The sequence below is a fragment of the Tritonibacter multivorans genome, from assembly GCF_001458415.1.
Taxonomy (GTDB): domain Bacteria; phylum Pseudomonadota; class Alphaproteobacteria; order Rhodobacterales; family Rhodobacteraceae; genus Epibacterium; species Epibacterium multivorans.
Genome location: NZ_CYSD01000002.1, coordinates 155455 through 179951 on the forward strand (window position 1 = coordinate 155455; position 24497 = coordinate 179951).

Consider the following 24497-nt stretch of genomic DNA (forward strand, 5'->3'; position numbering starts at 1 on the left):
TCCACATCATGCGTTCTGCACTTTTTAGCCTTTCGGCTCGTATCTACGCCATCGTGGCTCTCGCACTTGTTGTTGCGGTTGGCCTGACCTTTTTCATGCTCTCGAGCTCTACCAAACAAGCCTACCACCTGCGCAACGAAGAAATGCGCAAGATCAATGACAGTTCCATCAGCCTGATCGAAGATCTACGCGCTCGCGTCGACGCCGGTGAGATGACGGAATCCGACGCCAAGGCCGAGGCCCGCCGCCTGATGGAAGTGATCCGATTTGACGGCAATGGCTATATGTTTGCGTTCGAACTGGACGGGACATTTATCGCGCACCCGTTCAAACCGGACTGGATCGGCGAAAATCAGATGCACGTCGAAGATGTCACCGGCATCAAGATCTTCCACGAATTCCTCGATGGGATCGAGGAAACCAAGACCACGCGCATCACCTATTACTTCAACAACCCCGCGACCGAAACGATCGAACCAAAGATCGGCTTTGCAACGCTCTATGAACCCTGGGGGTGGGTGGTTGCGACTGGCTCTTATGTGGATGACATTGAGGCCGACCTGGCCACACAACGCTGGACCAGCCTTGCGGGTCTTGGCATCGGTATGATTCTGATGGTGGTTGTCTCCACCCTGATCAGCCGCTCGATGATGATCCCGCTCGCGGCCCTGCGCGACCGAATGAGCTCCATGAGCGAAGGCGACCTGACCGGTGAGATCCCCGCGCTGGCAGACCAAAGCGAAATCGGCAAAATGGCCGGTGCCGTTGAAGGCTTCCGTCAGGGTCTGGAACTTCAGGCCGCTATGGAAGAAGAGCAGCGGCGCCAGGACGAGGAACGTCAGCGTGTTGTTGGCATTCTGAGCCAACGGCTCGCCTCGCTTGCCGACGGCGACCTTACGGTGCGCGTGAAGGATGATTTGCCGTCAGAATTCGAACAGGTGGCGCATGACTTCAATGCCGCCGTTGAACGCATGTCCAGCGCTGTCCACCGAATCGTTGAAGGCGTTGCGGGCATGCACAATGAAACCAACGCCCTGGACGAAGCTGCCAACGAACTTGGCATGCGAACCGAGACACAGGCTGCCTCGCTGGAAGAAACCACAGCAGCACTGACGGAGCTGTCCGGTTCTGTCAAAACCTCCGCAGAAGACAGCCGCTCTGCTGCGCGCCGTGTCGAAGAAGCCGGCACCCGAACAGAGCGCGGCGCTGAAGTGGTTCAGAAAACCATTGATGCAATGAAGGGGATCGAGGAAAGCTCTATGCAGATTTCCAATATCACCAGCCTTATTGACGACATTGCCTTCCAGACCAGCCTGCTGGCCTTGAACGCTGGCGTCGAAGCCGCCCGCGCAGGCGAGGCAGGCCGCGGGTTTGCAGTGGTCGCCGGTGAGGTCCGCGCGCTTGCTGCAAAATCATCTGATGCCGCGCAAGAAATTGCGACGCTGATCAACAACGCCAGCCGCGAAGTGCAGACGGGGGTGGAACTTGCCCAAGATTCCGGCACAGCTCTGACAGAGATCAACGACCTGATCACATCTGTACGCGGTATCGTTAACGGGCTTGCTGACTCGGCGCGCGAGCAATCAGTCAGCCTGTCCGAAATCACAACCGCAGCTGATCAGTTGGACAAAGTGACCCAGCAGAACGCGGCGATGTTCGAAGAAACATCGGCGGCCACTCAACGTCTGCGCGACGAGGCGGGGCTTCTTGCCCAGGACGCGCAGAAATTCAAACTTGAGGCCAATGACAGCCAAGAGTTTATGAAAGCCGGCTAACGAAAGAGGCGTCCTCAACCACGTTGAGGACGCCTGATTTTTGGCAACAGATTCGGAGTGGAGTGTGGAAGGCATCAAGGTGCCTTCACTTCTGTTATGGAAACTCAGACTTGGCGACCCTCCACGCAATCTGCGATCCGAATTTGATCTGCGCTCTTTTCCACCCATCGCCGACCGACTGCCGACCTCACCACCCAAACTGTGGTATTGGAAATCGACGGTCGATCCTTCGAAATGGGTATGGACAGGCCTGTTGGGACTAGGCGCTTATCTGAAACAGCCAGTCGCCAAGATTTTTGACAGCTTGATCTTCCACCAAACGCCGCTTTTCGACCTTCCAGAAGGTAAAGTCAGCGGTGCCGCAATGAGACAGTTTTTGCACAAAGGGTGTCACCTCTCCAGACCGTGGCACCAAGTGGATTTCCCAGTTGTAGCTGCTTTGAGCAATCTTCGCGCGCAGATCATCCGTCACCGCATCGCACATAATCAAAACAATCGGATCCCGGCTATTGAGTTGCAAGTCCTTGAGGGCCGACAAAACATTGCTGTCTTTTTCAAGGGCAAGGCAAGCAACTGCAGACGCCGGGTTTGTGTCCAGAATGGACAAAGGCATCTCGCCATTCTGATGCCCACAGGACGCCTGGTCCGGACCGGTCGCCGCTTGGCTCACCCTGAGCGGGAGAAGCCAATCTGCTTTGCGCGCAACGGCATGAGCCGCGATCTGACGGTCGAGGGCAAGCTTGGCAAACCCCAAGTCCCCCAGGTCAGACATGTCGCCTTGATCCAAAGGAAGTTCCACCAACGAACTGTGAAACGCACAGGTGCCAAGACGCGGCACATGAACCTGGCGGCATCTGATAAGCTCTGCTTCTGCGTTAAAATCGCTGCGCGCGCCCTTGGCGTGGTAATCCGCCATTGGCTGCAAAATCAGAGCTCCCTCCACGCAGAGGACGGATTTTCCCGCGCAATTGGCGAGCGCCTGCGTCATCCGCTGAACATAGTTCTGCGGATACAAAAAGCAGTCGTCACAGGCCAGAAAGACGGCGTCCTTGATTTGCCCAAGGCCCCAAAGTTTTCCCGAAATCCCATCACGGGTGCCATCCGGGTCCAACTGGCAGGTAACCTGCCCCAGACCGGCGAGGAAACGAGGCACTTCAGTGTATCCAGAAAGGGTCAGGAATAACCCATCAACCTGAGGCAACAACGACATAACCGCAGCTCGCAGCACCGCTTCATTCCCCGCAGCTGAGCTCATTCCTGCATAAATGCCTGTGGTCTTTGGCAGCTTGCCGTCCAAAGTGGCCAGCAAATTGCCGGTAAAGGTTTCTTCCTCGCTCTTTGGCTCCAGCCCATGTTCGAAAAGGAAAATCGGCGTTTCGCTGAAACTCCGGGTTTTGCGATACCCATAGGGACGCAGCACATCCTCGATCGCGGACAGATGCTCCAACGTCGCCGCTCTGGCGACCAGCATGGGTTTACAGCGCTCCAGAACTTCGGCGGCCCCGGCCAGAACAACCTTTTCCAGGCCCGCGGCGTCAATGCGGATGAGGTCGACAAAGCGGGTGCCCAGAACGTCGTCCAAAGATCCGGTCGAGCCTGCGCCCTCCCGACCACAGACCGAGGCGTTGCTCAGCTCTATCTGGTGTTCAAGGTTGTTCAACGCGATCGACGTCTCAAGGACCTCACGGGCGTCTTGGGCAGGTTCAAATGCCAGAACCTTGGCTCCGGTTACTTTGGCAAAAAACAAAGAGCTATTGCCAATACCCGCGCCGATATCAACTACCATTGCATCATCAGGGAGCAACACGCCCACCTCGGCCAGAATATCTTGCTCGAAGAACTTCTTGGTTGTGCGAATGGTCTTTTGAACGAGATCAGACGGGTTCGGCAGATAGAACGACACGTCTTGCTGAAACGCAGAAACCCGCGTGACATTCTTGGCGAGCTGTCCTGCCGCGGCCTTCACCGCTTGCCCGGTGGCCTTCACTTTACTGTGGACACTCATTTCACGCTTCCTTCTCGTTGGCGAAAATCACACAGCCTGTTCCGCCAATTGCACCACTGCATGCGGTCAGGCTCGGTGCGAGGGCCAGAGCCCCTTCTGCGATGCCATCAGCGGCCCCCAGATCGGTGGTGAGCGCACAATAGTGGAAGCCCGTTGTGGCAATATGATTTGCAAGCGCAGGCAGGCCAAGCACCCCAAAGGCGACTTGGTTCTTTTCGCCACAAGCATCTACGATCACGACAGAGAAAACGCCCTGCCCATCCAGGACCGACAAGGACGGGAACGGACAATCATATGTGCCAATCCGCAAAGGTGCACGCGGCGCTTCGATCATGCGTATGGACTGTTCCAATCCGGCAAGGGCCGCTTTTCCCTGAATGGCGGCCGCTTCCACGGCGTTGTCAGCCAAACAGGTCACCTTTGTTGCGTCGTCGTCGAGGAGCGCCGCAATGGAAAGAGCAAGTTCGCCGTTGCCAATGCACAAGACCTCACCCGGTGTTTTGCGCAGAATCTGTTGCAGCGACACCAGTTGCATCGGCGTGAGACTCTTGGCGATCACGGACTGTGCAAACAGGATTTTTGGGGCCTCGGACAAGAGATATTCGGCGGCTTTCGCCTGCCACTGCACCGCCCCACTTTCGGGAGGTGGCGATACAGGACGCGGCGCTGTGGTTGGTTCGGAAGTATGGGTCACGGCTGCCTCCTCGGCTTCCTTTTCCGCCAAGATCGGCAGCGGCTTCATCTGCATGATCTGCTTAGCATTCCCCGACTGCAAAGCAGAGCTCAGTCCAATGGAATTGCTGTCGAGATTGTGCAGCGAATAGGGGTTTGACGCCGTGTAGCGATAGGCGTGTTTGGGAATAAAGGCATAGTTCCGCGTCTGATCCAGGACCGGCAGCGCCAAAGCGACATCACAGGCTCCTTGGAACCACTGGCCATGCATATCCTTGAAATAGCTCTCTGGAATATTAGCCAGCAGGGCCGCGCGAAAGCTGAAGAAATGGCTGGTTCGCCAGCCCTGCTGTCGCGGAGATCGCGACGGATCCAGTTGCTGGTTCTGTCCTTTAAAGCCGGTATCGGTGAAGAAATTGGACCAGACGACATCTTTGCCAGCGGAATAATATGCTGCCATTTCAGCCAGAATGCCCGGGTCTGCCAGTTGATCATCAGCATCCAAAATCGCAATAAAGTCAGCATCTTTGGCGCGCGGACGCAGATGTTCCCAAATATTGCGGGACTTTCCGAATTTTTCTTCGTTGCGAAAATAGTCAAAGCGACCGGGGAAAAGCGTATTCAAATAGTGACGTGCGATCCGCCCCGTTTGATCCTCTGATGCGTCATCAACATAGACCACATGAATGTCGTCCATTGTCTGCCGCGACAGGCTGCGCAACGCCTCGGCAGCGTACATCTCGCAATTGCGTGCGGGCATAAAAACAATGCATTTTGTCTGGGTGATCGGCTGTGTGTCTAACATCGTGCCCTTCTAGCGTCCCGTTTCCAGCAGCTTGCCATTCCTACAAATGGCACAGCAGGCCCCTTTTGGACCCGGCTCGGATATTTGCCCGAGTCTGGTTACCACCGTCTTTACAAACTGCGGACACGCCTGAGAAAATCAGAAGGGACTGGCCAATCCTGGCCTAGGTTTGCGACCCGCGCCAGCGCGAAGCGAGACGTTTCATTCGCCGATGCACCACACGCGCCATATCGGCGAAAGGGCGCAGGTAAATATCCAAAACATTCGTCGCGCTGGCCTCTTTGGCAGGCAGGCCAAAAGTCAGCTTTCTGTCCCGCTCTGACAGATGCAGGGACCCAAACGCCCAATCCCAGACGGCAAAGGCTGCACCAAAGTTTTTGTCGTGGTGTTCACGCGCAGTCGAATGATGCACTTGATGCTGGGCCGGCGAAATCAACAGATGTTCAAGCCATGCCCAATACCGGATCGCCACATGTGAATGACGCAAGTTCGACCCCGTGACATGGAAGGCAAAGGACAAAACATTGACGCCAACCACGGTGTAAAGGTCTACCTTTGACCCAAACAGGTACAGACAGATCGCCATCGTCGTCCCCTGAGCCAATGCACCCCTCATCGCATACAGAACCCCTTCAAGCGGATGTACCCTGTACACTGTAATTGGGGTCATGGTTTCGGCAGAATGGTGCACTTTGTGGATTGCCCACAGCAGGGGCCACCGGTGCATCCAACGATGCAGAAGATACTTCGACAGGTCATCAACAAAAAAAAGAACAGTCGTAAAAATGGCGACAACCCAACCTGTTGGCAGATGGCTAAACTGCCCTTGGCGCACCCACGGCACATCATGCAAAGCATAGAAAAGCGCGGTCGCAATGGCCAACTGGCTGACCAGAACCGGAGAGATAAACAGCGTAAACACCCGGTTCAGCAGGAAGATCTGATAGTCCGCCAGTGCCGAGCGCGAAAAAAACACCCGCTTATCAAACACCTCAACAAAGGCTGCCCGCCAGCTGCGGCCGCGGGCGGCCACCAACCAGACCAATGCCAGCGCAACCGCCAAAAGCAGATACCCGAAGAAGACGCGCTTCTTCGGGTTGGAGAAATCGGCAAAAAGCGCCGGTATCTGCTGCAACAGGTCCAGGGCCTGTTATCCTCCGAATAAGGGCCGGGCGAAGCCGGCCACAGGATGTTTAGTCGGTTTCCGCCGCCTCGGTTGCGCCCAGCTTGTCTGCCAGAGCTGCCAGATCCGCAGTTGCGTCGTTTGCCAGCGACTTCAAACCAAAGGTGTCTTTCAGCAGCTTCTGAACTTTGAGCATGTTGACCTGATAGTCTTCAAGGCTCATTTCGCGGCCCCGGATCACATTGCCATCGGCGTCAATGTCGCTGACCATTTTGCCGTCCAGCATTGCCGGGCCAAAGCCCACCAGCCAGTTCAGGTCAAAGGCCGTGGCGCCGAGGTTGGATTTGCCGGTCTGCAACGCCATGGTGAAGCCTTTCAGCTCGCCCCAGTGTTTGACATAGGCGCGCAGCGCCTTGTCCTGGTCTTCGCCGGATTTCAGCGTGTTGATGTCCTTGTAGACCGAGCCTGCATATTTGAACGCCGCTTCGGCCAGAACCTGCTCCCACGCGCTTTCGATGGTTGCGGCATAGCCCACCAGCTGGGCGCGCTGTTCGCTTGTCAGGGCGGCGCCATCAGCGGATGCGATCAGGGCACGGCCGTCACGGAAAGCACCAAAGATGGTGCCCATGTAATCGGTGGATTTGGTGCCGCCTTTGTCTGCACCAGCCGCATAGTAGGCCGGGCCAAAGACATATTCGGTTTTCAGGTCAACCACACCGTCGCCATTGGCGTCCGCCGCCGCCAGATCCTTGCGCTTCGCAACGCCGTAGTTCTGGTTCGGGTCGAGGTTTACAGAGTGTGCCGCTGCACCAAAGTAGCCGAAGGCTTCGTCCCAAACGTGCTCTTTTCCGGTGTAATATGCGCCGTCCTTGTAAGGCTTGTCGTTCGGCTTGTTGTCCGCCGCCAGTTTCTCGTCGAGGTAGTTGTCGACCGCCTGACTGTAGGGCATCGCGCCGAGCGTGAATTTGGAAATCAGCTGACCATAGTCAAAACCGTTCACAGCGTCATAGCCCTGCTCGGAGGCCGCCGCCATGGAGATCATCTGCAGCATCACATCGAGGCCGGATTTGTTACCCGGCCACGCAGGCATTGCACCTTTATAGAACTTGCCCGAGATGTTCTTGCCTTTGGAGATCTCGTTCACGGTGGTCTGCTTGATCGGGAAACCATCTTTGGAGGTCGGCGCAATGATCGGCAGATCTTCGTCAGAGCCGTTGAAATAGGCCAGCATCTGCGCCTCGAGCGCGGCTGCGTTGTGGCCGCCGTCCCCTTTGTAGGCCAGCGCTTTCAGGCTGTCGTGCAGCACGTGACGGGCAACCTGACCGGAGTAGGAGACAGAATTCGTCTTGTCGCCGCTGTAGGATTTTTCAGTGATCGGGAAGGGGCCATAGACCTCGCCCGCCAGAGCTGCGGAACCCGCGACCGCCAGAACAGCCAGTGCGGTGGTGAATTTCAGTTTCGACTTGAGCATGACGCCCCCAATTCTCGACTATAATAGTCATGTTTCAATTTCTGACAGTTCTAATCAGTTATTTACATCAGCAAGTCAAGCAAACTTTGCCGCAGTTTTTTTGGACGGGGTCACCACTGGTCGAAAAATCCCGCAGCGAGTGTTTCTGTTTTGATCGTTTTCGCGCTAGAATTTTTTCAACGGTGATCATTGTTGCTTGATCCTGTGCATACTGCTCAGTAAGGACGGGCAAAAAGCGCGGCTGTGTGTGCCTTTGGACAAAGGTGCTTGCACGTCCCAGCCAGACGATTTTAGGCAAGGACAGACTCGTGACGACCACTTCTGATAAGATCAAGCCCTTGAAATCCTTAGAGAATACGGAAACTCCTGACACATGTGGTAACGCCCCCTCCGCAAAAGAGGTGGCCAATCTTTACGGTCTCGATTCGTGGGGAACGGGGCTTCTTGACGTCACAGAGGACGGTGAACTTGCCTTGCGCCTGCCGCAAGAGCCGGACACGAAAGCGACCTCGCTGCCCGCGATCATGACCGCATTGGCCCAACGCGGCATCAACGCGCCCATGGTCCTGCGCGTTCAGCCCTATCTGGATGCCGCGCTCGAACGGCTGAACCTCGCCTTTGCGCGGGCAATGGCGGACAATCAGTACAATGGTGCCTACCGTGGCGTTTTCCCGATCAAAGTGAACCAACAAGCCGAGGTGGTCAGTCACCTCGCCCGCTCTGGCAAAATCTATCATTACGGGCTCGAGGCGGGCTCCAAACCCGAATTGATGGTCGCTCTGTCGCAGCCCCTGTCGTCCGAAGCCCTTTTGGTCTGCAATGGCTACAAAGACGAGGACTTTGTCCGCCTGGCCATTCTATCGGGCAAACTGGGCCGCAAGACGGTTCTGGTCATCGAAACCCCGGAAGAGTTTGAGATTATCCTGAAGGTCAGCCGCGAGTTGGGCGAAAAACCCATGCTGGGCGTGCGGGTCAAACTCACCGAACGCGTGGGCGGCAAGTGGGAAGCCTCTTCGGGGGACCGATCCACCTTTGGTCTGGGGGCGCGCGAACTGGTCGCGATGATCGCACGGATGCGCGAGACCGGTTTCCTCGAGTGTCTGGTGCTGCAGCACAGCCATCTGGGCAGCCAGGTTCCAGACATGATCGACATTCGCCGTGCCGTGTCCGAAGCCTGCCGCTTTTATGTTGAACTACATGCTATGGGCGCGCCGCTGACGCATATTGATTTCGGTGGCGGCCTAGGGGTGGACTACACTGGTTTCCAAGAAGCCGAAGACAATTCCGTGAACTACACCGTAGAGGAATACGCCTCTAACGTTGTGGAAACGCTGCGCTATGCGCTGGAAGAAGCCGACCTGCCGCATCCCGACATTGTCACCGAAAGTGGCCGTTATGTGGTGGCGCAGTCGTCGATCTTTATCTTCAACGTGCTGGGTGCCACGCTCTACGATCAGCCCAAGCCGCCAGAGTTGAAGCCCGATGACCATCACCTGCTCACCGATCTTATGGCCGTCGCCGGTTACGTCGATGGCCGCCGCCTGCGCGAAGCGCTGAATGACGCGGTCTATTACCGTGACGAACTGCGTGCGCTGTTCCGCCGTGGCCAGATCGACCTCGAACAACTGGGGCGGGCAGAATCCGCGTTCCTATATTTGGCGTCGCGTTTCAAAACAGCCATGGCGCAGGACAATCAGCACCACGTGGCGCTGGCCGACTTCACCGACCATTACCACGGCAATTTCTCTTTGTTCCAATCCCTGCCGGATGTCTGGGCAATTGACCAGCTGCACCCGATGATGCCGCTGCAACGCCTGAACGAAATGCCCACGCGGCAAGCAATCTTTAGCGATATTACCTGCGACAGCGACGGTAAGATCAGCAAGTTTGTGACCGCCGACGGCCCGGCGGACGCCTTGCCCGTTCACGACTTGCGACAAGACGAACCCTACCACGTCGGCGTATTCTTTGTCGGCGCGTACCAGGAAACGCTGGGCGATTTGCACAACCTCTTTGGCGATGCCAATGTGGTCACCATCTCGCTTGACGGCAATGGTGGTTTCGCAATCGAGCATGAAACCGAAGCCGACAGCATCTGGGAGGTGCTGTCTTATGTGGAATATGACCCGCGCGACTGTCTGGACGCGCTACGCCGCGAGGCCGAGGCTGCGCTGGCCGCGGGTCGCCTGACCCCGCTGGAACGCCGCCAGATCATTGAGGCCTATAAGAAGGCGCTTGCGGGTCACACTTATTTTGAATGAGCAAGTCCGGGGAACCCCTCGGGCAAGCCACCCCCTCTGACAGAAGGAAATAACGGATGAACAAGGTTCTGGTTGTCGGCGCCGGCGGTGTCGCTGCAGTTTCAGTGGTCAAAATGGCCATGCACCCCGAGATCTTTGGTGAGATCACACTGGCCAGCCGCACGCTGTCCAAATGCGAAGACATCGCCAAGAACGTCAAAGATCGCACTGGCGTGACGATCAAGACGGCGCAGCTGGATGCAATGAAGGTCGAAGACACAGTTGCCCTGATCCGCGAAAGCGGCGCAGAGCTTCTGGTGAACCTCGCCCTGCCCTATCAGGATCTGGTGCTGATGGATGCCTGCCTTGAAGCGGGCATTCACTACCTGGACACTGCGAACTACGAACCCGAAGACGAGGCAAAGTTCGAATACAGCTGGCAGTGGGCCTATCAGGAGCGCTTCAAAGAAGCAGGCCTGACCGCGATTCTGGGCGCAGGCTTTGATCCGGGCGTGACCTCGATCATGGCGACCTGGGTGCGCAAGCACAAACTCGACGGCATTCGCCTGATCGACATTCTGGACTGCAATGGCGGCGACAATGGCAAAGCGTTTGCAACCAACTTCAACCCGGAAATCAACATCCGCGAAGTGACCGCGCCTGCCCGCCACTGGGAAAACGGCGAGTGGATCGAAAGCCCCGCAATGACCCACAAATACGAGTTCGACTTCCCCGCCGTGGGCAAGAAGAACATGTATCTGATGTATCACGAAGAGCTGGAGTCGCTGTCGACCCACTTCTCTGAGATCGAGCGCGCCCGCTTCTGGATGACCTTTGGCGATGCCTACATCAACCACGTCACCGTGCTGCAGAACGTTGGCATGACGGGTATTGAGCCGGTAATGCACGAAGGCACGGAAATCATCCCGCTGCAGTTCCTGAAAACCCTGCTGCCTGACCCCTCCGAACTGGGCGAGCTGACCAAGGGCAAAACCTGCATCGGCGACATTATCACCGGCCCCGCGAAAGACGGCGAAGGCGAGAAGACCTACTACATCTACAACATCTGCGATCACGAAGAGTGCTATGCAGAAGTTGGCGGTCAGGCCGTGGCCTATACCACCGGCGTGCCTGCGATGATCGGTGCAGCAATGGTGATGCAGGGCATTTGGCGCGAACCCGGTGTGTGGAACACTGAACAGCTGGATCCCGATGCGTTCATGGACATGCTGAACAAAGACGGCTTGCCCTGGCAGGTGGTTGAACTCGACGCACACCCCGAGTTCTGATCTGCGGAGATGGATATGGACACCAAGACCCTCCATCGCGCGGACTTCGCCCGGTTCGACCTGAACCGGGTGCCCTCACCCTGTTTTGTGGTGGATGAGGTTGCCGTTGAACGCAACCTCCAGATCCTTGCCCAGGTGGCAGAGGCCTCTAGCGCCCGTATCCTCTCGGCTCTCAAGGCCTTTTCAATGTTTTCTGTCGCACCTCTGGTGCGGCAGTATCTCTCCGGCACCTGTGCGTCTGGCATCTATGAGGCCCGTCTGGGTCGCGAAGAATATGGTGGGGAGGTCACCACCTATTGCGCCGGGTACAAACCCACCGACATGCCGGAAATCCTGCACCTGTCGGATCATGTGATTTTCAATTCTCCCAGTCAGCACCGCCGGTTTGCCGGTCAGGTCGCCGAGGCCCGCGCGGCGGGTGAAACCGTCAGCCTCGGCCTGCGGATCAACCCCGAACATTCCGAGGGCTGGACCGAAAAATACGACCCCGCCGCGCCCTGCTCGCGTCTTGGCACGCCGATATCGAAACTGTCTGCGGATGACTGGGACGGGATTGAAGGGCTGCATATGCACACCCTCTGCGAACAGGGGTTCGAGCCCCTGCAGCGCACCTGGGCGGCGCTGGAGCCGAAGATCACCGACATCCTGCCACGTCTGAAGTGGCTGAACCTTGGCGGTGGCCACCATATCACGCAGCCCGATTACGACCGTGACGGGCTGATCGCTTTTGTCCGCGACCTGCGCGCGCGCTTTGATGTCGAGGTCTATCTGGAACCGGGCGAAGCCGTTGCGATCAATTCGGGCATTTTGGTAGGTGAAATCCTTGACGTGCTGGACAACAGCATGCCGCTGGCAATCACTGATATCTCGGCCACGTGCCATATGCCGGATGTTCTAGAAGCCCCCTATCGTCCCGATCTTCTGGGCGAAGTCGAAGACGTCGCGCCTCACCGTTTGGGAGGGCCATCCTGCCTCGCTGGTGATGTGATCGGTGATTATCGCTTCGCGACTGCTCCCGAGGTGGGGCAACGATTCGCCTTTTTGGACCAATCCCACTATTCGATGGTGAAAACCAATACCTTCAACGGCGTACCCCTTCCGGCGATTGCGCTGTGGAATTCCGATACTGATGCGTTGCGGATCCTGCGCCGCCCTGCATACGAAGACTTCAAGGAGCGCCTGTCATGACTGATTTCCTCGAGGGAGAGCTGTCTCCGACTGAATGCAATGTCGACACCGCCAAGTTCCGCGTGATTCCGGTGCCTCTGGAACGCACCGTGTCTTATGGCAGCGGCACCAAAGGCGGCCCCGACGCCATTCTGAACGCTTCAACCGAACTGGAACGCCTGCACCGCGGCGCGGAGCCTTGCGCGGCCGGGATTTTCACGGAAGCCGCTGTTGATTGCGACGGCCCCCTGCCCGAAGTGATGGACCGAATTGCTGCGCGCACTTCAGCTGCTGTGGCTGCGGGCGCGGTGCCTGTGACCTTGGGCGGGGAACACGGGCTCAGCTATGGTGCGGTGCGCGGTGTGGTGCAGGGCCTTGGCCGACCTGTCGGAATTATTCAAATTGACGCCCATGCCGACCTGCGCAAGGCCTATCAGGACGAACGCCACTCTCATGCCTCTGTCATGCAATTGCTGGCCGAGGAAGACGGGATCAGGATGGCGCAATACGGCGTGCGCGCCATGTGCCAGGAAGAGGTCGACCGCCGCGCAGCCTGCGGCGTGGTTGCGCTAGATGCTGAAGACCTGGTGACGGGCAATATTTCCGAGGTCACCCTGCCCGAGGATTTCCCGCAGGACGTCTACGTCAGCTTTGACGTGGATGGGCTGGACCCGTCGATCCTGCCCGCAACCGGCACACCAGTTCCCGGTGGTCTGGGATATTACCAGGCACTGTCGATCGTCCGCAGCGCCTGTAAGGGCCGCAATCTGGTCGGTCTTGACGTGGTGGAGCTCGCCCCTGTTGAAGGCAGCGAAGTCAGCGACTTTACCACCGCACAGATTGTCTATGCCCTTATGGCGATGGCCTGATACCACGCGCCGCACCCCTCGAAAGAAAGCCGGGCTCTTTCAGTAAGAGCCCGGCCTTTTTGTTTGATTTGCTGCGACTTACTTGTTCTTCGCCCATTTACGGTCGAGTTTCTGCTGCAGCAGGTAAAGAGCAACCATAGTCACCACAACGGCCGACAGCAGGTAGAGCGCCGCCGCCCAAAGCCCGAAGGCCCACGCGAGGAACAGCCCAACCAGCGGCGCAAATGCGGCACCAAGGATCCAAGACAGGTTGGTCGCAAGTGCGCTGCCCGAGTAGCGGAACTCGGGCGCGAAACGGTCCGGAACAATTGCACTGGACTGACCGTAGGAAAAACCCAGCACGGCAAGACCAAAGATAATGTAAAGCGCCGGGCTGGTTTCAAGCATTCCGATCGAAAAGCTCAGCAAAACAACCAAACCGCAGCTGACCCAAGTTACAACGCGACGCGAAAACCTGTCGGCGAGCACGCCCGACAGCATAACGGCGCCAATCGCCAATGTGCCGCCTAGCAGCTCAAAGAGCAGAATGTCAGTCACACTATTGTCGCTCAGAAGCAATGTGTAGCTCAGCGGGAAAACCGTTACCATGTGGAACAGAGCGTAGCTGGCCAGCGGCAACAGCGCCGACAGAACGATGGTGTCCCCTTCGCTGCGCAGCAGTTTCGGCAGCGGTGCGGATTTCAGAAGCGTCTCATCAGAGTTGCCAAAATTGGTGGTCAGCAGACGCAGACGCGCAAACAAAGCCACCACATTCACAGCCATTACCGCGAAGAAGGCAAAGCGCCAGCCGTAGCCAAGGAATTCCTCTTCGGTCAAGAATCCCGACAGCACATAAAACAGCGCCGCTGCGACGCAGAAACCGATGGGGCCACCCAGCTGCGGAACCATGCCATAAATGCCCTCGCGACCTTTTGGCGCAGCGTTCTTCAGCTGAAGCGTGATCCCGTCCCACGCCCCGCCAAGACCAAGGCCCTGAACGAAGCGCAGAGCCGCCAAACTAATGGGGGCAAGAATGCCGATTTGGTCGTATCCGGGCAGCAGACCAATGGCGACCGTGGACACGCCGAGCACCATAAGAGCCAGTGTGATCTTACCGGGTCGCCCAATTTTGGTCTGGATACTTCGCCCCATAAGGCTAGCGATTGGCCGAGCCAAAAAGGCCAATGAAAACAAGGCAAAAGACCACAGCGTGCCTGCAACTGGATCAAGATGTGGAAAGAAAACCGCCGGAAAAACTAGGGCCGATGCAATCGCGTAAACGAAAAATCCGAAGAAATCTGTGACCCGGGCCATGACCACTGTGGTGATCACGTCGTCGATTGTCACGCTCTGTTGGAAGTTCGTGTCGGTTGTTGCCATGTAATAGTCTCCTTTGGCGTAGGGTCTTCTTTAGTCGTCTTGTTGGGGTCTCTCAGTTAACTGCCCAAAAAATGTTCGCGTGGGGATTAGTACTGGTGCGCACCTTGTGCCTCCCTACCTCTCGCGCTAAGTCGTCGCGCGAGCGGTTATGCTTCTCCTCCCTTAGGAGCTTAACCACCATTTAGTCCTGAAACAAACACTAACACTGGTGCACCATGCGGTTCTCACAGGTCGCCCTCCTCACGGGCCTGATGTTCCTCCTGTCTGGTTGCAACCTTGTCGTCCTCAATCCTTCGGGCGACATTGCAGCACAACAGGGCGATTTGATCGTCTATGCTACCGTTCTTATGCTTATCGTGATCGTTCCGGTCATGGCACTGACGGTCTTCTTCGCCTTCAAATATCACAAAGACAAAACCGATTCGGCTTACGAGCCGGACTGGGACCACTCCGTTAGCCTTGAAATCGTCGTTTGGGCGGTTCCGCTGGCTATTATTATCTGCCTTGCAGGTCTGACCTGGGTCGCGACACACCGTCTGGAACCCTATGATGATCTCAAGCGTATCTCAGCTGAAAAGCCGCTGGATCCCAACGTTGAACCGCTCGAGGTTCAGGTTGTCGCGCTCGACTGGAAATGGCTGTTTATCTACCCGGAACAGGGCATTGCCACTGTGAACGAAGCCGCCGTGATCGTAGATCGCCCGGTTGAATTCAAACTGACCTCCAACACCGTGATGAACGCGTTCTATGTCCCCGAAATGGCGGGCATGATCTACACCATGGCGGGCATGGAAACCGAGCTGAACGCGGTCCTGAACCACGCTGGCACCTTTGAAGGTTTCTCTGCGAACTACTCCGGTAACGGCTTTTCCGGCATGCGCTTTGACCTGCACGCCTCGGATGAAGCTGGCTTTGACGCCTGGGTCGAAAAGGTCCGTGCAGAAGGCAACGAGCTGAGCCGCGAAGCCTTTGTTGCGCTGGAAGAGCCTTCCAAGAACAACCCCGTTGCCTACTTCGGCGCTGTCGAAGCCGGTCTCTGGGACAAGGTTCTGAACCACTGCGTCGGTGACGACGAAATCTGCCTGAACGACATGATGATGGTGGACGCCCTTGGTGGCGGTGGTGTTGAAGGCCTGTACAACCGCGAACTGTTCCGCGGTCTGTGCTCTGCGGATGACCCCGAGGCCCTGTTCCTGATGCTCCGCGACGAGCATGCAAGCATCAAGTCCGAGATCATCTCTGCAATGACCCTGCTGCCCCCGGCGCATGACGCACCGCTGCAGCAGTCCACCCCTCTGGAAGCGAACTGACATCCAATGGCAAACGTACACGCAATTGCCGAAGCTGCTGAGCACGTGAACAACGTGCACTGGCTGTGGGGCAAAATCACTTGGGATGCGCATACATTCCCATTCCTTTACGACCCGATCATTGCCGTCACCTTTGCCGGCGTCATCGTGGCAACGCTCGCCCTTCTGGGCGCGCTGACTTACTTCCGTCTTTGGGGGTATCTCTGGACCGAATGGTTCACCTCCATCGACCACAAGAAAATCGGTATCATGTATATGGTGCTGGCGGTCATCATGATGGTGCGGGGCTTTGCCGACGCGCTATTGATGCGGGTTCACCAAGCCCTCGCCTCGGCCGGGTTGTTCGAACTTCTACCCGCGTATCACTATGACCAGGTCTTCACCGTTCACGGTGTGATCATGATCTTCTTCGTTGCGATGCCTTTCGTGACCGGTTTCATGAACTATGTGATGCCGCTGCAGATCGGTGCCCGCGACGTGGCCTTCCCGTTCCTGAACAACTTCAGCTTCTGGCTGACAGTCTCCGGCGCGGTTCTGATCATGATCTCGCTGTTTGTCGGCGAATTCGCAGCCACCGGCTGGCTGGCCTACCCGCCGCTGTCAGGGCTTGAGTTCTCTCCGGGTGTTGGCGTCGACTACTATCTGTGGTCGCTGAACATCGCTGGTATCGGCACGACCCTGTCGGGCATCAACCTGGTTGTCACCATCGTCAAGATGCGTGCACCCGGCATGACCTGGATGAAGATGCCTGTTTTTGTCTGGACCACGCTCTGTACCAACGTCCTGATCGTTGCGACCTTCCCGGTTCTGGCCGCCACCCTGGCGCTGCTGACTGCAGACCGCTACCTCGGCACCCATTTCTTCACAAACGACATGGGCGGCAGCGCCATGATGTATGTGAACCTGATCTGGATCTGGGGTCACCCGGAGGTCTATATTCTGACCCTGCCGGTGTTCGGTATCTTCTCCGAGATCGTTCCGACCTTCTGCAAGAAGCGCCTGTTTGGCTACACCTCTATGGTTTACGCGACCTGCGTGATCATGATCCTCAGCTACATCGTTTGGCTGCACCACTTCTTTACGATGGGTGCGGGCGCGGATGTGAACTCCTTCTTCGGCATCACCACCATGATCATTTCGATCCCGACCGGTGCGAAGCTGTTCAACTGGCTGTTCACCATGTACAAAGGCCGCATCTCTTACGAGCTGCCGATGATGTGGACCGTGGCGTTTATGCTGACCTTCACCATTGGTGGCATGACCGGCGTTCTGCTGGCGGTTCCCCCTGCGGACTACGTGCTGCACAACTCTCTGTTCCTGATCGCGCACTTCCATAACGTGATCATCGGCGGCGTTGTCTTCGGCATCTTTGCGGGCATCAACTACTGGTGGCCCAAGGCCTTTGGCTTCAAGCTTGACCCGTTCTGGGGCAAGGTGAGCTTCTGGAACTGGGTGCTGGGTTTCTGGTTTGCCTTCATGCCGCTCTATATCCTCGGCCTGATGGGTGTGACCCGTCGTATCAGCGCCTTTGAAGACACGTTCTATGCTGTGTACTTCTTTGTCGCGCTGCTGGGTGCGCTGATGGTGGGTGCTGGTCTTCTGGCCTTCATCGTCCAGATCCTGGTGTCGATCCTGAAGCGTGAAGAGCTGAAATGTGGCGATGACCCCTGGGGTGGCCGTACGCTGGAGTGGGCAACCACCTCTCCGCCGCCGTACTACAACTTTGCTTTCAGCCCGCGTGTTTACGCTCTGGACGCATTCCACCACATGAAGGAACACGGCGCGACCCGCCCGACCTCTGGGTTTGTTCCGATCCACATGCCGCATTACACCGGCAGCGGGATCATCATCTCTGGTCTTCTGACGGCAATGGGTTTTGGTCTGATCTTCCACATCTGGTGGCTGGCAGGCATTACCTTCCTGGCGTCCGTGGTCTGGGGCATTGCCCACACCTTCAACTACAACCGCGACTATTATGTGCCCGCTGACGAGGTCCGAGCAATCGAGACCGCCGGTAACCCGGCCGCGGCAGGGGCGGAGTAACGCAAATGGCATCTTCAATTGCATCCCCGGCCCCGGAAGGCGGCTACCAGTTCTACGTCACCGAAGATCCTCACCATGACCATCATGGTGGGGACGACGAAGAGCACCACCACGAAACCGGCACCATGCTTGGTTTCTGGATCTACCTGATGAGCGACTGCCTGATCTTTGGCATTCTCTTTGCAGTCTACGCGGTTGTGGGTCAGAACTATGCGGCTGGCCCCTCGCCCGCGGACCTGTTCGAGATCGACAAGATCTTGCTGGCGACCTTCTTCCTGTTGTTCTCGTCGATCACTTACGGTTTTGCCGTGATCAACATGCAGCAGAAGAAACAGAACGCGATGATGTTCTGGCTGATCATCACTGGACTGTTCGGCTTTGGCTTCCTGGTGATGGAGGTTCTGGAGTTCGAACACCTCTGGCATCTGGGCGCAGGCCCGGGCGCAAGTGCCTTCCTGTCCGCCTTCTGGACGCTGGTGGGGACGCACGGTCTGCACGTGACTGCCGGTTCCATCTGGCTGGTTGTCCTGTTGGTTCAGGTGAAAATGCATGGTCTGACCGAGGCCAACATTCGCCGGATCCTCTGCCTCAGCCTGTTCTGGCACTTCCTCGACCTGATCTGGATCGGGGTGTTCTCCTTTGTCTATCTCACCGGGGTGCTGCTATGAGCGCGCATGATCATTCCGACCACGGATCTTACCGGTCCTACATCATCGGCTTCTTGCTGTCGGTTGTCCTGACAGTTGTCCCATTCTGGATTGTCATGGCCGACGTCGATGTCAGCCTTGGCGTCGCACTGGCGGTCATCTTTGGCCTCGGCGCGATCCAGGTTCTGGTGCATGTCTACTACTTCCTGCATGTCACCGTGCAGGCGGAAGACGGCTGGCAGTTCATGTCGCTGCTGTTCACTGCGATCCTGCTGATCATCATCATGTCCGGCTCTATCTGGGTCATGCTGCACCTGCATGAAAACATGATGCCCGCACATGATCAGATCGAACGCGTTCGGGACGTGAAATGACCAAGCGTCCGATGACGCATGAAGAAACTGAGGCGCGTCCACTTTGGGTGGACGCGCTTCTTCTTGTTCTGGCGGGTGTCGTCTTTGTCACCATGATCTCCCTTGGGAACTGGCAGATCAGACGGCTGTACTGGAAGCTGGATCTGATCGAACAGGTCGAAAACCGTGCCTATGGTGCGCCTGTTGCAATCCCGGAAACTGATCCCGTGCCCGAATACCTGCGCGTGACAACACGTGGTGAATTCCGCCATGACCTTAGCCTGCGCATCAAAGCCGTGACGGATCTTGGCCCCGGTTACTGGATTATGACGCCGCTTGTCACAGAGCAGAACACCCTTTGGATCAACCGTGGTTTCGCCCCAACCGGATATGACCCAACAGCCTTGAACCGCCCAATTGGCGCTCAGGTCATCACCGCTCTGGTACGCCAAAGCAGACCCGATGGAACCCTGCTGGAAAAGAACGATCCAACCGCCAAGCGTTGGTTTTCACCGGATATTCCAGCCATGAACGCGGCTGTTGGAATTTCGGCCCGCCACAGTTTCTACCTCGACGCGGCGCAATCGGCGGACCCTGGGGTGTGGCCACAAGGCGGCCTGACCATCCTTGATTTTCGCAACAATCATCTGAGCTATGCGCTGACGTGGTATGCAATGGCCGCGCTGTTTTTGGCAGCGATGATCTATGTGGTTTACAGCCGCTTTCAGACCCTGCGCGCAAAAGGCTAAGCCCCTGTTCCGCGGCAACCCACCGGTCATCGAACGCAAGAATGAGTCGAGCACAACCTATAGTAGTTTACTAGTGATTCCTTCTGGTCTGGCTCTGTGTCGGTTCCAACCAAATGCCCCGCAATAGGACGTTGCACGTAGCGCGTTGTGGTGCGGAACAAAACCGACCAAACAACATCGTTTTTCGACACGAATCTGATCACATCACTTCCGGTGGCGTCGGATCGGAATAAGATGCTGAATAGGGTCCAGGAAATTTCCTGTTATATTCCTGTCACTTAACGGGTAAGCGTCGGAAATTTCAGCACTTTACGTGGCGCAAACTATCTAAAAATGCGCCAAAACGACCGGAGAACACCGAAATACGTTCGAAAATAAGGCCATGTCTCGAACACGGTATTCCTTGTCGCAAAAGACGTATCTCACGGGGCCAAAGCCGCTAAAACCGAAACCTTAAGAGGCGCTCGCTTTTGTCGCTATAGGCACTGGTTTGCGCCCTCACAGACTTTCAACCAAGAGCGGTTTGCGCGCAGACCAGTCGACGCATCGAAACCGTTCCACAGCAAGCAAGCCGCTCCGCGCGGCAGGAGAGCCAGGGCAATGGGTAAAAACATTGGTGAATTGATCGCTGCTCGCAAGCCAGGTCACGCGCTTGAGCAAGCCTTCTACAACGATCCCGACGTCTTCCAGACCGATCTTGAAGAAATCTTCTACAAAGAGTGGCTGTTCGCTATTCCGGCCTGCGATCTGGAAAAAGCAGGCAGCTTTGTCGCGCAGTCCATCGGTGCCTATAAGATCATCATCGTGCGTGGCCAAGACAATGTGATCCGGGCGTTCCACAACGCCTGCCGTCACCGTGGCTCCATGATCTGCAAGGTGGCCAAAGGCAACAGCCCCAAGCTGGTCTGCCCCTACCACCAGTGGACCTACGAACTCGACGGTTCGCTGATGTGGGCCAAAGACATGGGTCCAGAGTTTGATCCGTCCCAACATGGCCTGAAGACCGTTCACTGCCGTGAACTCGCTGGTCTGGTTTATGTTTGCCTCGCAGACGAAGCCCCCGATTTCGAAGAATTCGCCGAAACCGCGCGCCCCTATCTGGAGCCGCACGATTTGGGCAATGCAAAAGTCGCCTTTGAGAGCACCATTGTTGAGAACGGCAACTGGAAGCTGGTCTGGGAAAACAACCGCGAGTGCTACCATTGCGGCGGCAACCACCCGTCCCTGTGCCGCACCTTCTCGGACAACCCACGCATCACTGGCGCAAACCCGGACGGCACCTTCCCCGAGGAACTGCAAAGCCACTTCGACCGGTTTGAAGCGGCTGGTCTGGCTTCGAACTTCATTCTGGATGCTAACAAAGGCCAGTTCCGCGTCGCGCGTATGCCGCTTCTGGATGGCGCTGTCAGCTACACGCTGGACCGCAAGGCCGCAGTGACCAAGAGGCTCGGCACCATTCAGCACGACGACGCGGGCACGCTGGTTAAATTCCACTACCCGTCCACCTGGAACCACTTCCTGCCCGATCACTCCATCGTGTTCCGCGTCAACCCGATCTCCCCGACCGAGACCGAAGTGACAACCAAATGGCTGGTTCACAAAGACGCGGTTGAAGGCGTTGACTATGACCTGAAGCGTCTGACTGAAGTTTGGGAACACACCAACGACGAAGACCGCGAAGTGGTGGAGTTCAACCAGATGGGTATCAACACACCCGCTTACGAACCTGGTCCCTATTCCGAACTGCAGGAAAGCGGCGTCATCCAGTTTGTGGAGTGGTACCTGAACACCCTGAAACGCAACATGGGCCCTCAGGCCGTAGCCGCAGAGTAATAAGACTATGGCAAAGACAAGCGAACGCGGGTTTTGGAAAGATACAGAGACGCTGGAATGCGTCTCGATCGTTCCCGAAGTTGCAAACACCTATTCGTTTTCGTTCAAGGCACCTTCCGGGGCCTTGTTCGACTATGAGCCCGGTCAGTTCCTGACGTTGGAAATCCCGGTTCCCGGCGGCCCGCTCTACCGGACCTACACAATTTCGTCGTCGCCGTCTCGCCCGCGGTCGATCACCATCACCGCAAAGGCGCAGGCTGACAGCATCGGCACACGCTGGATGATCGACAATCTGGCGCCCGGCTCCAAAATCAAAGCGATCGGCCCGGCAGGTCTGTTCACCAACGCCGAAAGCCAGGCAAAGAAGTTCCTCTTCATCTCCGCCGGGTCTGGTGTGACACCTATGATGTCGATGACCGCCTGCATGTGGGACGAAGGTCAGGACATGGACGTTGTGTTCGTGAACTGTGCCAAACGCCCCTCGGAGATCATCTTCCGTCAGCGTCTTGAGCACATGGCCTCCCGCACGCCGGGTCTGGAGCTGAAATTTGTTGTGGAAGAAGCCGACAAATACAGCCCCTGGACCGGGTACCAGGGTCAGTTCAACCAGCTTATGCTGGGCCTGATGGCGCCGGACTATCTGGAACGCGAAGTTTACTGCTGTGGTCCAGAGCCGTTTATGAACGCCGTGCGCGAAGCGCTGGCCGGTCTTGGCTTTGACATGGACAACTACAATCAGGAAAGCTTTGGCGCGCCTGTTGAAGAAGTCGCTGATCAGCCTGATATGACCGAAGGCCTGCCGGATGACGAGGCAAGCGCAGAAGTCACATTTGCAGCGTCTGGTGTAACCGCGAAAGTGGCCGAAACAGACACGGTTCTGGCAGCAGCCCGAGCGAATGGTCTGAACATCCCGTCCGGTTGTACCTTTGGTGTATGTGGCACCTGTAAGGTCAAAAAGACCGAGGGCGAAGTGCACATGGTCCATAACGGTGGCATCTCGGACGATGACATCGCCGACGGCTATATTCTGGCGTGCTGTTCAAACCCAATCGGCAAAGTGACCGTCGACGTATAGTGCCGTTTGACCTGTCAGACAGGCTGATCTTTGCTGAACTCAAAACGACCTCAGGTGTATTTGCCTGAGGTCGTTTGCATTTTGATCTATTTCTTTCGCGCCATTTACGTGGATTTGACCCCACCAACTGTGGCGCAGACGAAACATTAACCAAAAATAGACACCCCAACTGGGGGAATTCCGCCGGTTCTGCCCCAGCCCTACAGATTTTCGCACGTCACACGGTATGTTCAAGGCAACAAAAAAAGTGTGTTGAGGCAGTATGAGATCTTTTATCGCTCTGAGTGCGTGCGCGTGCCTGATGTCCTGCGCAGCTGTTGGTCCGAACTACGTTCCTCCGCAGATCAATCTGCCGGACTCGTTTGCGTTTTCGGCCCGCAACCAATTGGAAGCCGCCGCGCAAGAACGTTGGTGGGAACGGTTCGGTGACAAAGAGCTGAATGCGCTCATGTCGGAAGGGTTAGCCGCCAGTCTGGACATTCAAATTGCAACCGAACGGTTGACCGAAGCCCGCGCAACTTACCGTGCACAACGCTCCGGTGCCAGCCAGGTCAGCGGCGACCTGTCTTTGCAAGCCGACCGCTTTGATGGTGGCGGAAGCCGCGAATTGGCCGAATTTGATGCAGCTTATGTGTTTGATCTGTTCGGCGGTTTCCGCCGCCGTCGCGAACAAGCCTTGGCCACTGTCGATGCGACCGCCGCCGAAGCACAGACCACGCGACTGGCGTTTCAGGCAGAGCTCTTCTCTGCCTATATCGAAGCGCGTTTTTTCCAACGCAGCCAGGTCATCACCCGTCGTTCGATCAAAAACCGCAGCGAGACCCTCAAACTGATCGACCAGCGCCGCGAGGTCGATGAGGCCACGTTGATCGACAACCGACGCGCCGAAGGCGAACTGGCCTTGCAGCGCGCAAACCTTCCCGCGTTCAAGACCGGGTTTGAGGTCAACACTGTGCGCCTTGGCACCTTGTTGGGCAAATCCAGCCCTGAAATCGCAGCCCGTCTGAAGAAAAGCTACAAAGGTATCCCGCTGCCGCGCAAAACCTACGGCGCCGGTGTGCCCGCAAACCTATTGCGGAACCGCCCAGACATCCGCGCGGCCGAACGCCGCCTGGCCTCTAGCATGGCTGCCGTGGGAGTCAGCGAAGCGGAACTCTACCCGTCATTGAGCGTTGGTGGCACGATCCGGGTTTCGTCTGACAACAGCCTTCAGATTGGCCCGGCGCTGACCATTCCGCTCTTGAGCAGACCACGCCTGCTGGCAAACCGCGACGCCGCAATTTCACGCGCGCGACAAGCCGAGCTGCAGTGGCAGTCCGCGGTGCGGGATGCCATCGGCGAGGTCGAAGAAAATCTGTCCCGCAGCAAGAACGGCTGGACCGAGATTTCGCAACTCCGCCGCGCCGCGGTGAGTTACAGCCAGCTCAGCAAATTGTCGCGGGACGCCTACAGCCTTGGTGCTGCGACCCTGTTTGAAACGCTGGACGCCGAAGACGATCTGACCGGAACGCAAACCCGTTTGGCACAGGCCTATCGCAGCTATGCGCTGGCACAAGCGCAGCTGGCCATTGCCACCGGTCGCGGTTCAATGGTGGGCGCACCAACGGATGAAACAGGTACCGAGCGCCCGACAAACTAGGGCTTCAATCCGACCTGACTGGTCACAGTCTCGTGGGGAACCCCTTCAAACCGTTGTGCGAAACGGCGCAAGA

18 protein-coding genes are annotated in these 24497 nt (G+C 57.0%); 13 read left to right on the forward strand and 5 right to left on the reverse strand.

All coding sequences use genetic code 11. From position 1 onward, the window contains the following. Positions 1 to 8: 8 nt before the first annotated feature. Positions 9 to 1775: a methyl-accepting chemotaxis protein gene (locus TRM7557_RS00840; RefSeq protein WP_058288324.1), complete on the forward strand. Its 1767-nt coding sequence runs from the start codon at positions 9 to 11 to the stop codon at positions 1773 to 1775. 259 nt (positions 1776 to 2034) lie between these two features. Here TRM7557_RS00840 and TRM7557_RS00845 read toward each other — a convergent pair whose 3' ends face one another. From TRM7557_RS00845 to TRM7557_RS00860, 4 genes are all read right to left on the reverse strand, one after another. After that, positions 2035 to 3780, reverse strand: a complete 1746-nt coding sequence (locus tag TRM7557_RS00845) for an FkbM family methyltransferase (RefSeq protein ID WP_058288325.1) — start codon at positions 3778 to 3780, stop codon at positions 2035 to 2037. Position 3781: 1 nt separating this feature from the next. Then, complete coding sequence (locus TRM7557_RS00850) at positions 3782 to 5257, reverse strand: glycosyltransferase family 2 protein (protein ID WP_058288326.1); 1476 nt, start codon at positions 5255 to 5257, stop codon at positions 3782 to 3784. A 163-nt stretch (positions 5258 to 5420) separates the two neighbouring features. Beyond that, positions 5421 to 6392, reverse strand: a complete 972-nt coding sequence (locus tag TRM7557_RS00855) for a sterol desaturase family protein (RefSeq protein WP_235811366.1) — start codon at positions 6390 to 6392, stop codon at positions 5421 to 5423. A 58-nt stretch (positions 6393 to 6450) separates the two neighbouring features. Continuing rightward, complete coding sequence (locus TRM7557_RS00860; protein ID WP_058288328.1) at positions 6451 to 7851, reverse strand: DUF4856 domain-containing protein; 1401 nt, start codon at positions 7849 to 7851, stop codon at positions 6451 to 6453. A 308-nt stretch (positions 7852 to 8159) separates the two neighbouring features. On the opposite strand from TRM7557_RS00860, the gene speA reads away from it, so the two are divergent. From speA to speB, 4 genes are read left to right on the forward strand one after another with little or no spacing between them, the layout of a single operon-like run. Continuing rightward, entirely contained in the window at positions 8160 to 10112 is a 1953-nt protein-coding gene (speA, locus tag TRM7557_RS00865; RefSeq protein ID WP_235811367.1) for a biosynthetic arginine decarboxylase, read from the forward strand. A gap of 56 nt (positions 10113 to 10168) precedes the next feature. Next, entirely contained in the window at positions 10169 to 11380 is a 1212-nt protein-coding gene (locus tag TRM7557_RS00870) for a saccharopine dehydrogenase family protein (RefSeq protein ID WP_058288329.1), read from the forward strand. A 15-nt stretch (positions 11381 to 11395) separates the two neighbouring features. After that, positions 11396 to 12568 (forward strand): carboxynorspermidine decarboxylase, encoded by a 1173-nt coding sequence (locus TRM7557_RS00875; RefSeq protein ID WP_082626467.1) that lies wholly within the window; start codon positions 11396 to 11398, stop codon positions 12566 to 12568. Further along, positions 12565 to 13416: an agmatinase gene (speB, locus tag TRM7557_RS00880; RefSeq protein WP_058288331.1), complete on the forward strand. Its 852-nt coding sequence runs from the start codon at positions 12565 to 12567 to the stop codon at positions 13414 to 13416. The genes TRM7557_RS00875 and speB overlap by 4 nt, the downstream gene beginning before the upstream one ends. Before the next feature lie 78 nt (positions 13417 to 13494). Here the strand turns inward: speB and TRM7557_RS00885 are convergent, their stop codons facing one another. Next, positions 13495 to 14775, reverse strand: coding sequence for an MFS transporter (locus TRM7557_RS00885; RefSeq protein ID WP_058288332.1), 1281 nt, complete (start codon positions 14773 to 14775; stop codon positions 13495 to 13497). Between the two features lie 215 nt (positions 14776 to 14990). On the opposite strand from TRM7557_RS00885, the gene cyoA reads away from it, so the two are divergent. From cyoA to TRM7557_RS00925, 8 genes are all read left to right on the forward strand, one after another. Further along, on the forward strand, positions 14991 to 16085 hold the full coding sequence (cyoA, locus tag TRM7557_RS00890; RefSeq protein WP_058288333.1) for a ubiquinol oxidase subunit II: 1095 nt from the start codon (positions 14991 to 14993) through the stop codon (positions 16083 to 16085). Between the two features lie 6 nt (positions 16086 to 16091). Next, entirely contained in the window at positions 16092 to 18128 is a 2037-nt protein-coding gene (gene cyoB, locus TRM7557_RS00895) for a cytochrome o ubiquinol oxidase subunit I (RefSeq protein ID WP_058288334.1), read from the forward strand. Positions 18129 to 18133: 5 nt separating this feature from the next. Continuing rightward, a complete protein-coding gene (gene cyoC, locus TRM7557_RS00900; RefSeq protein WP_058288335.1) occupies positions 18134 to 18796 on the forward strand; it encodes a cytochrome o ubiquinol oxidase subunit III in 663 nt (220 codons plus the stop codon). Further along, complete coding sequence (gene cyoD / locus TRM7557_RS00905) at positions 18793 to 19149, forward strand: cytochrome o ubiquinol oxidase subunit IV (RefSeq protein ID WP_058288336.1); 357 nt, start codon at positions 18793 to 18795, stop codon at positions 19147 to 19149. The genes cyoC and cyoD overlap by 4 nt, the downstream gene beginning before the upstream one ends. Next, positions 19146 to 19877, forward strand: a complete 732-nt coding sequence (locus TRM7557_RS00910) for an SURF1 family protein (protein ID WP_058288337.1) — start codon at positions 19146 to 19148, stop codon at positions 19875 to 19877. Before cyoD ends, TRM7557_RS00910 begins: the two co-directional genes overlap by 4 nt. A gap of 600 nt (positions 19878 to 20477) precedes the next feature. Further along, complete coding sequence (locus TRM7557_RS00915; protein WP_058288338.1) at positions 20478 to 21710, forward strand: aromatic ring-hydroxylating oxygenase subunit alpha; 1233 nt, start codon at positions 20478 to 20480, stop codon at positions 21708 to 21710. Positions 21711 to 21717: 7 nt separating this feature from the next. Then, positions 21718 to 22785 (forward strand): FAD-binding oxidoreductase, encoded by a 1068-nt coding sequence (locus TRM7557_RS00920; RefSeq protein WP_058288339.1) that lies wholly within the window; start codon positions 21718 to 21720, stop codon positions 22783 to 22785. A 301-nt stretch (positions 22786 to 23086) separates the two neighbouring features. Then, positions 23087 to 24424, forward strand: coding sequence for an efflux transporter outer membrane subunit (locus TRM7557_RS00925; RefSeq protein WP_058288340.1), 1338 nt, complete (start codon positions 23087 to 23089; stop codon positions 24422 to 24424). Positions 24425 to 24497 lie beyond the last annotated feature (73 nt).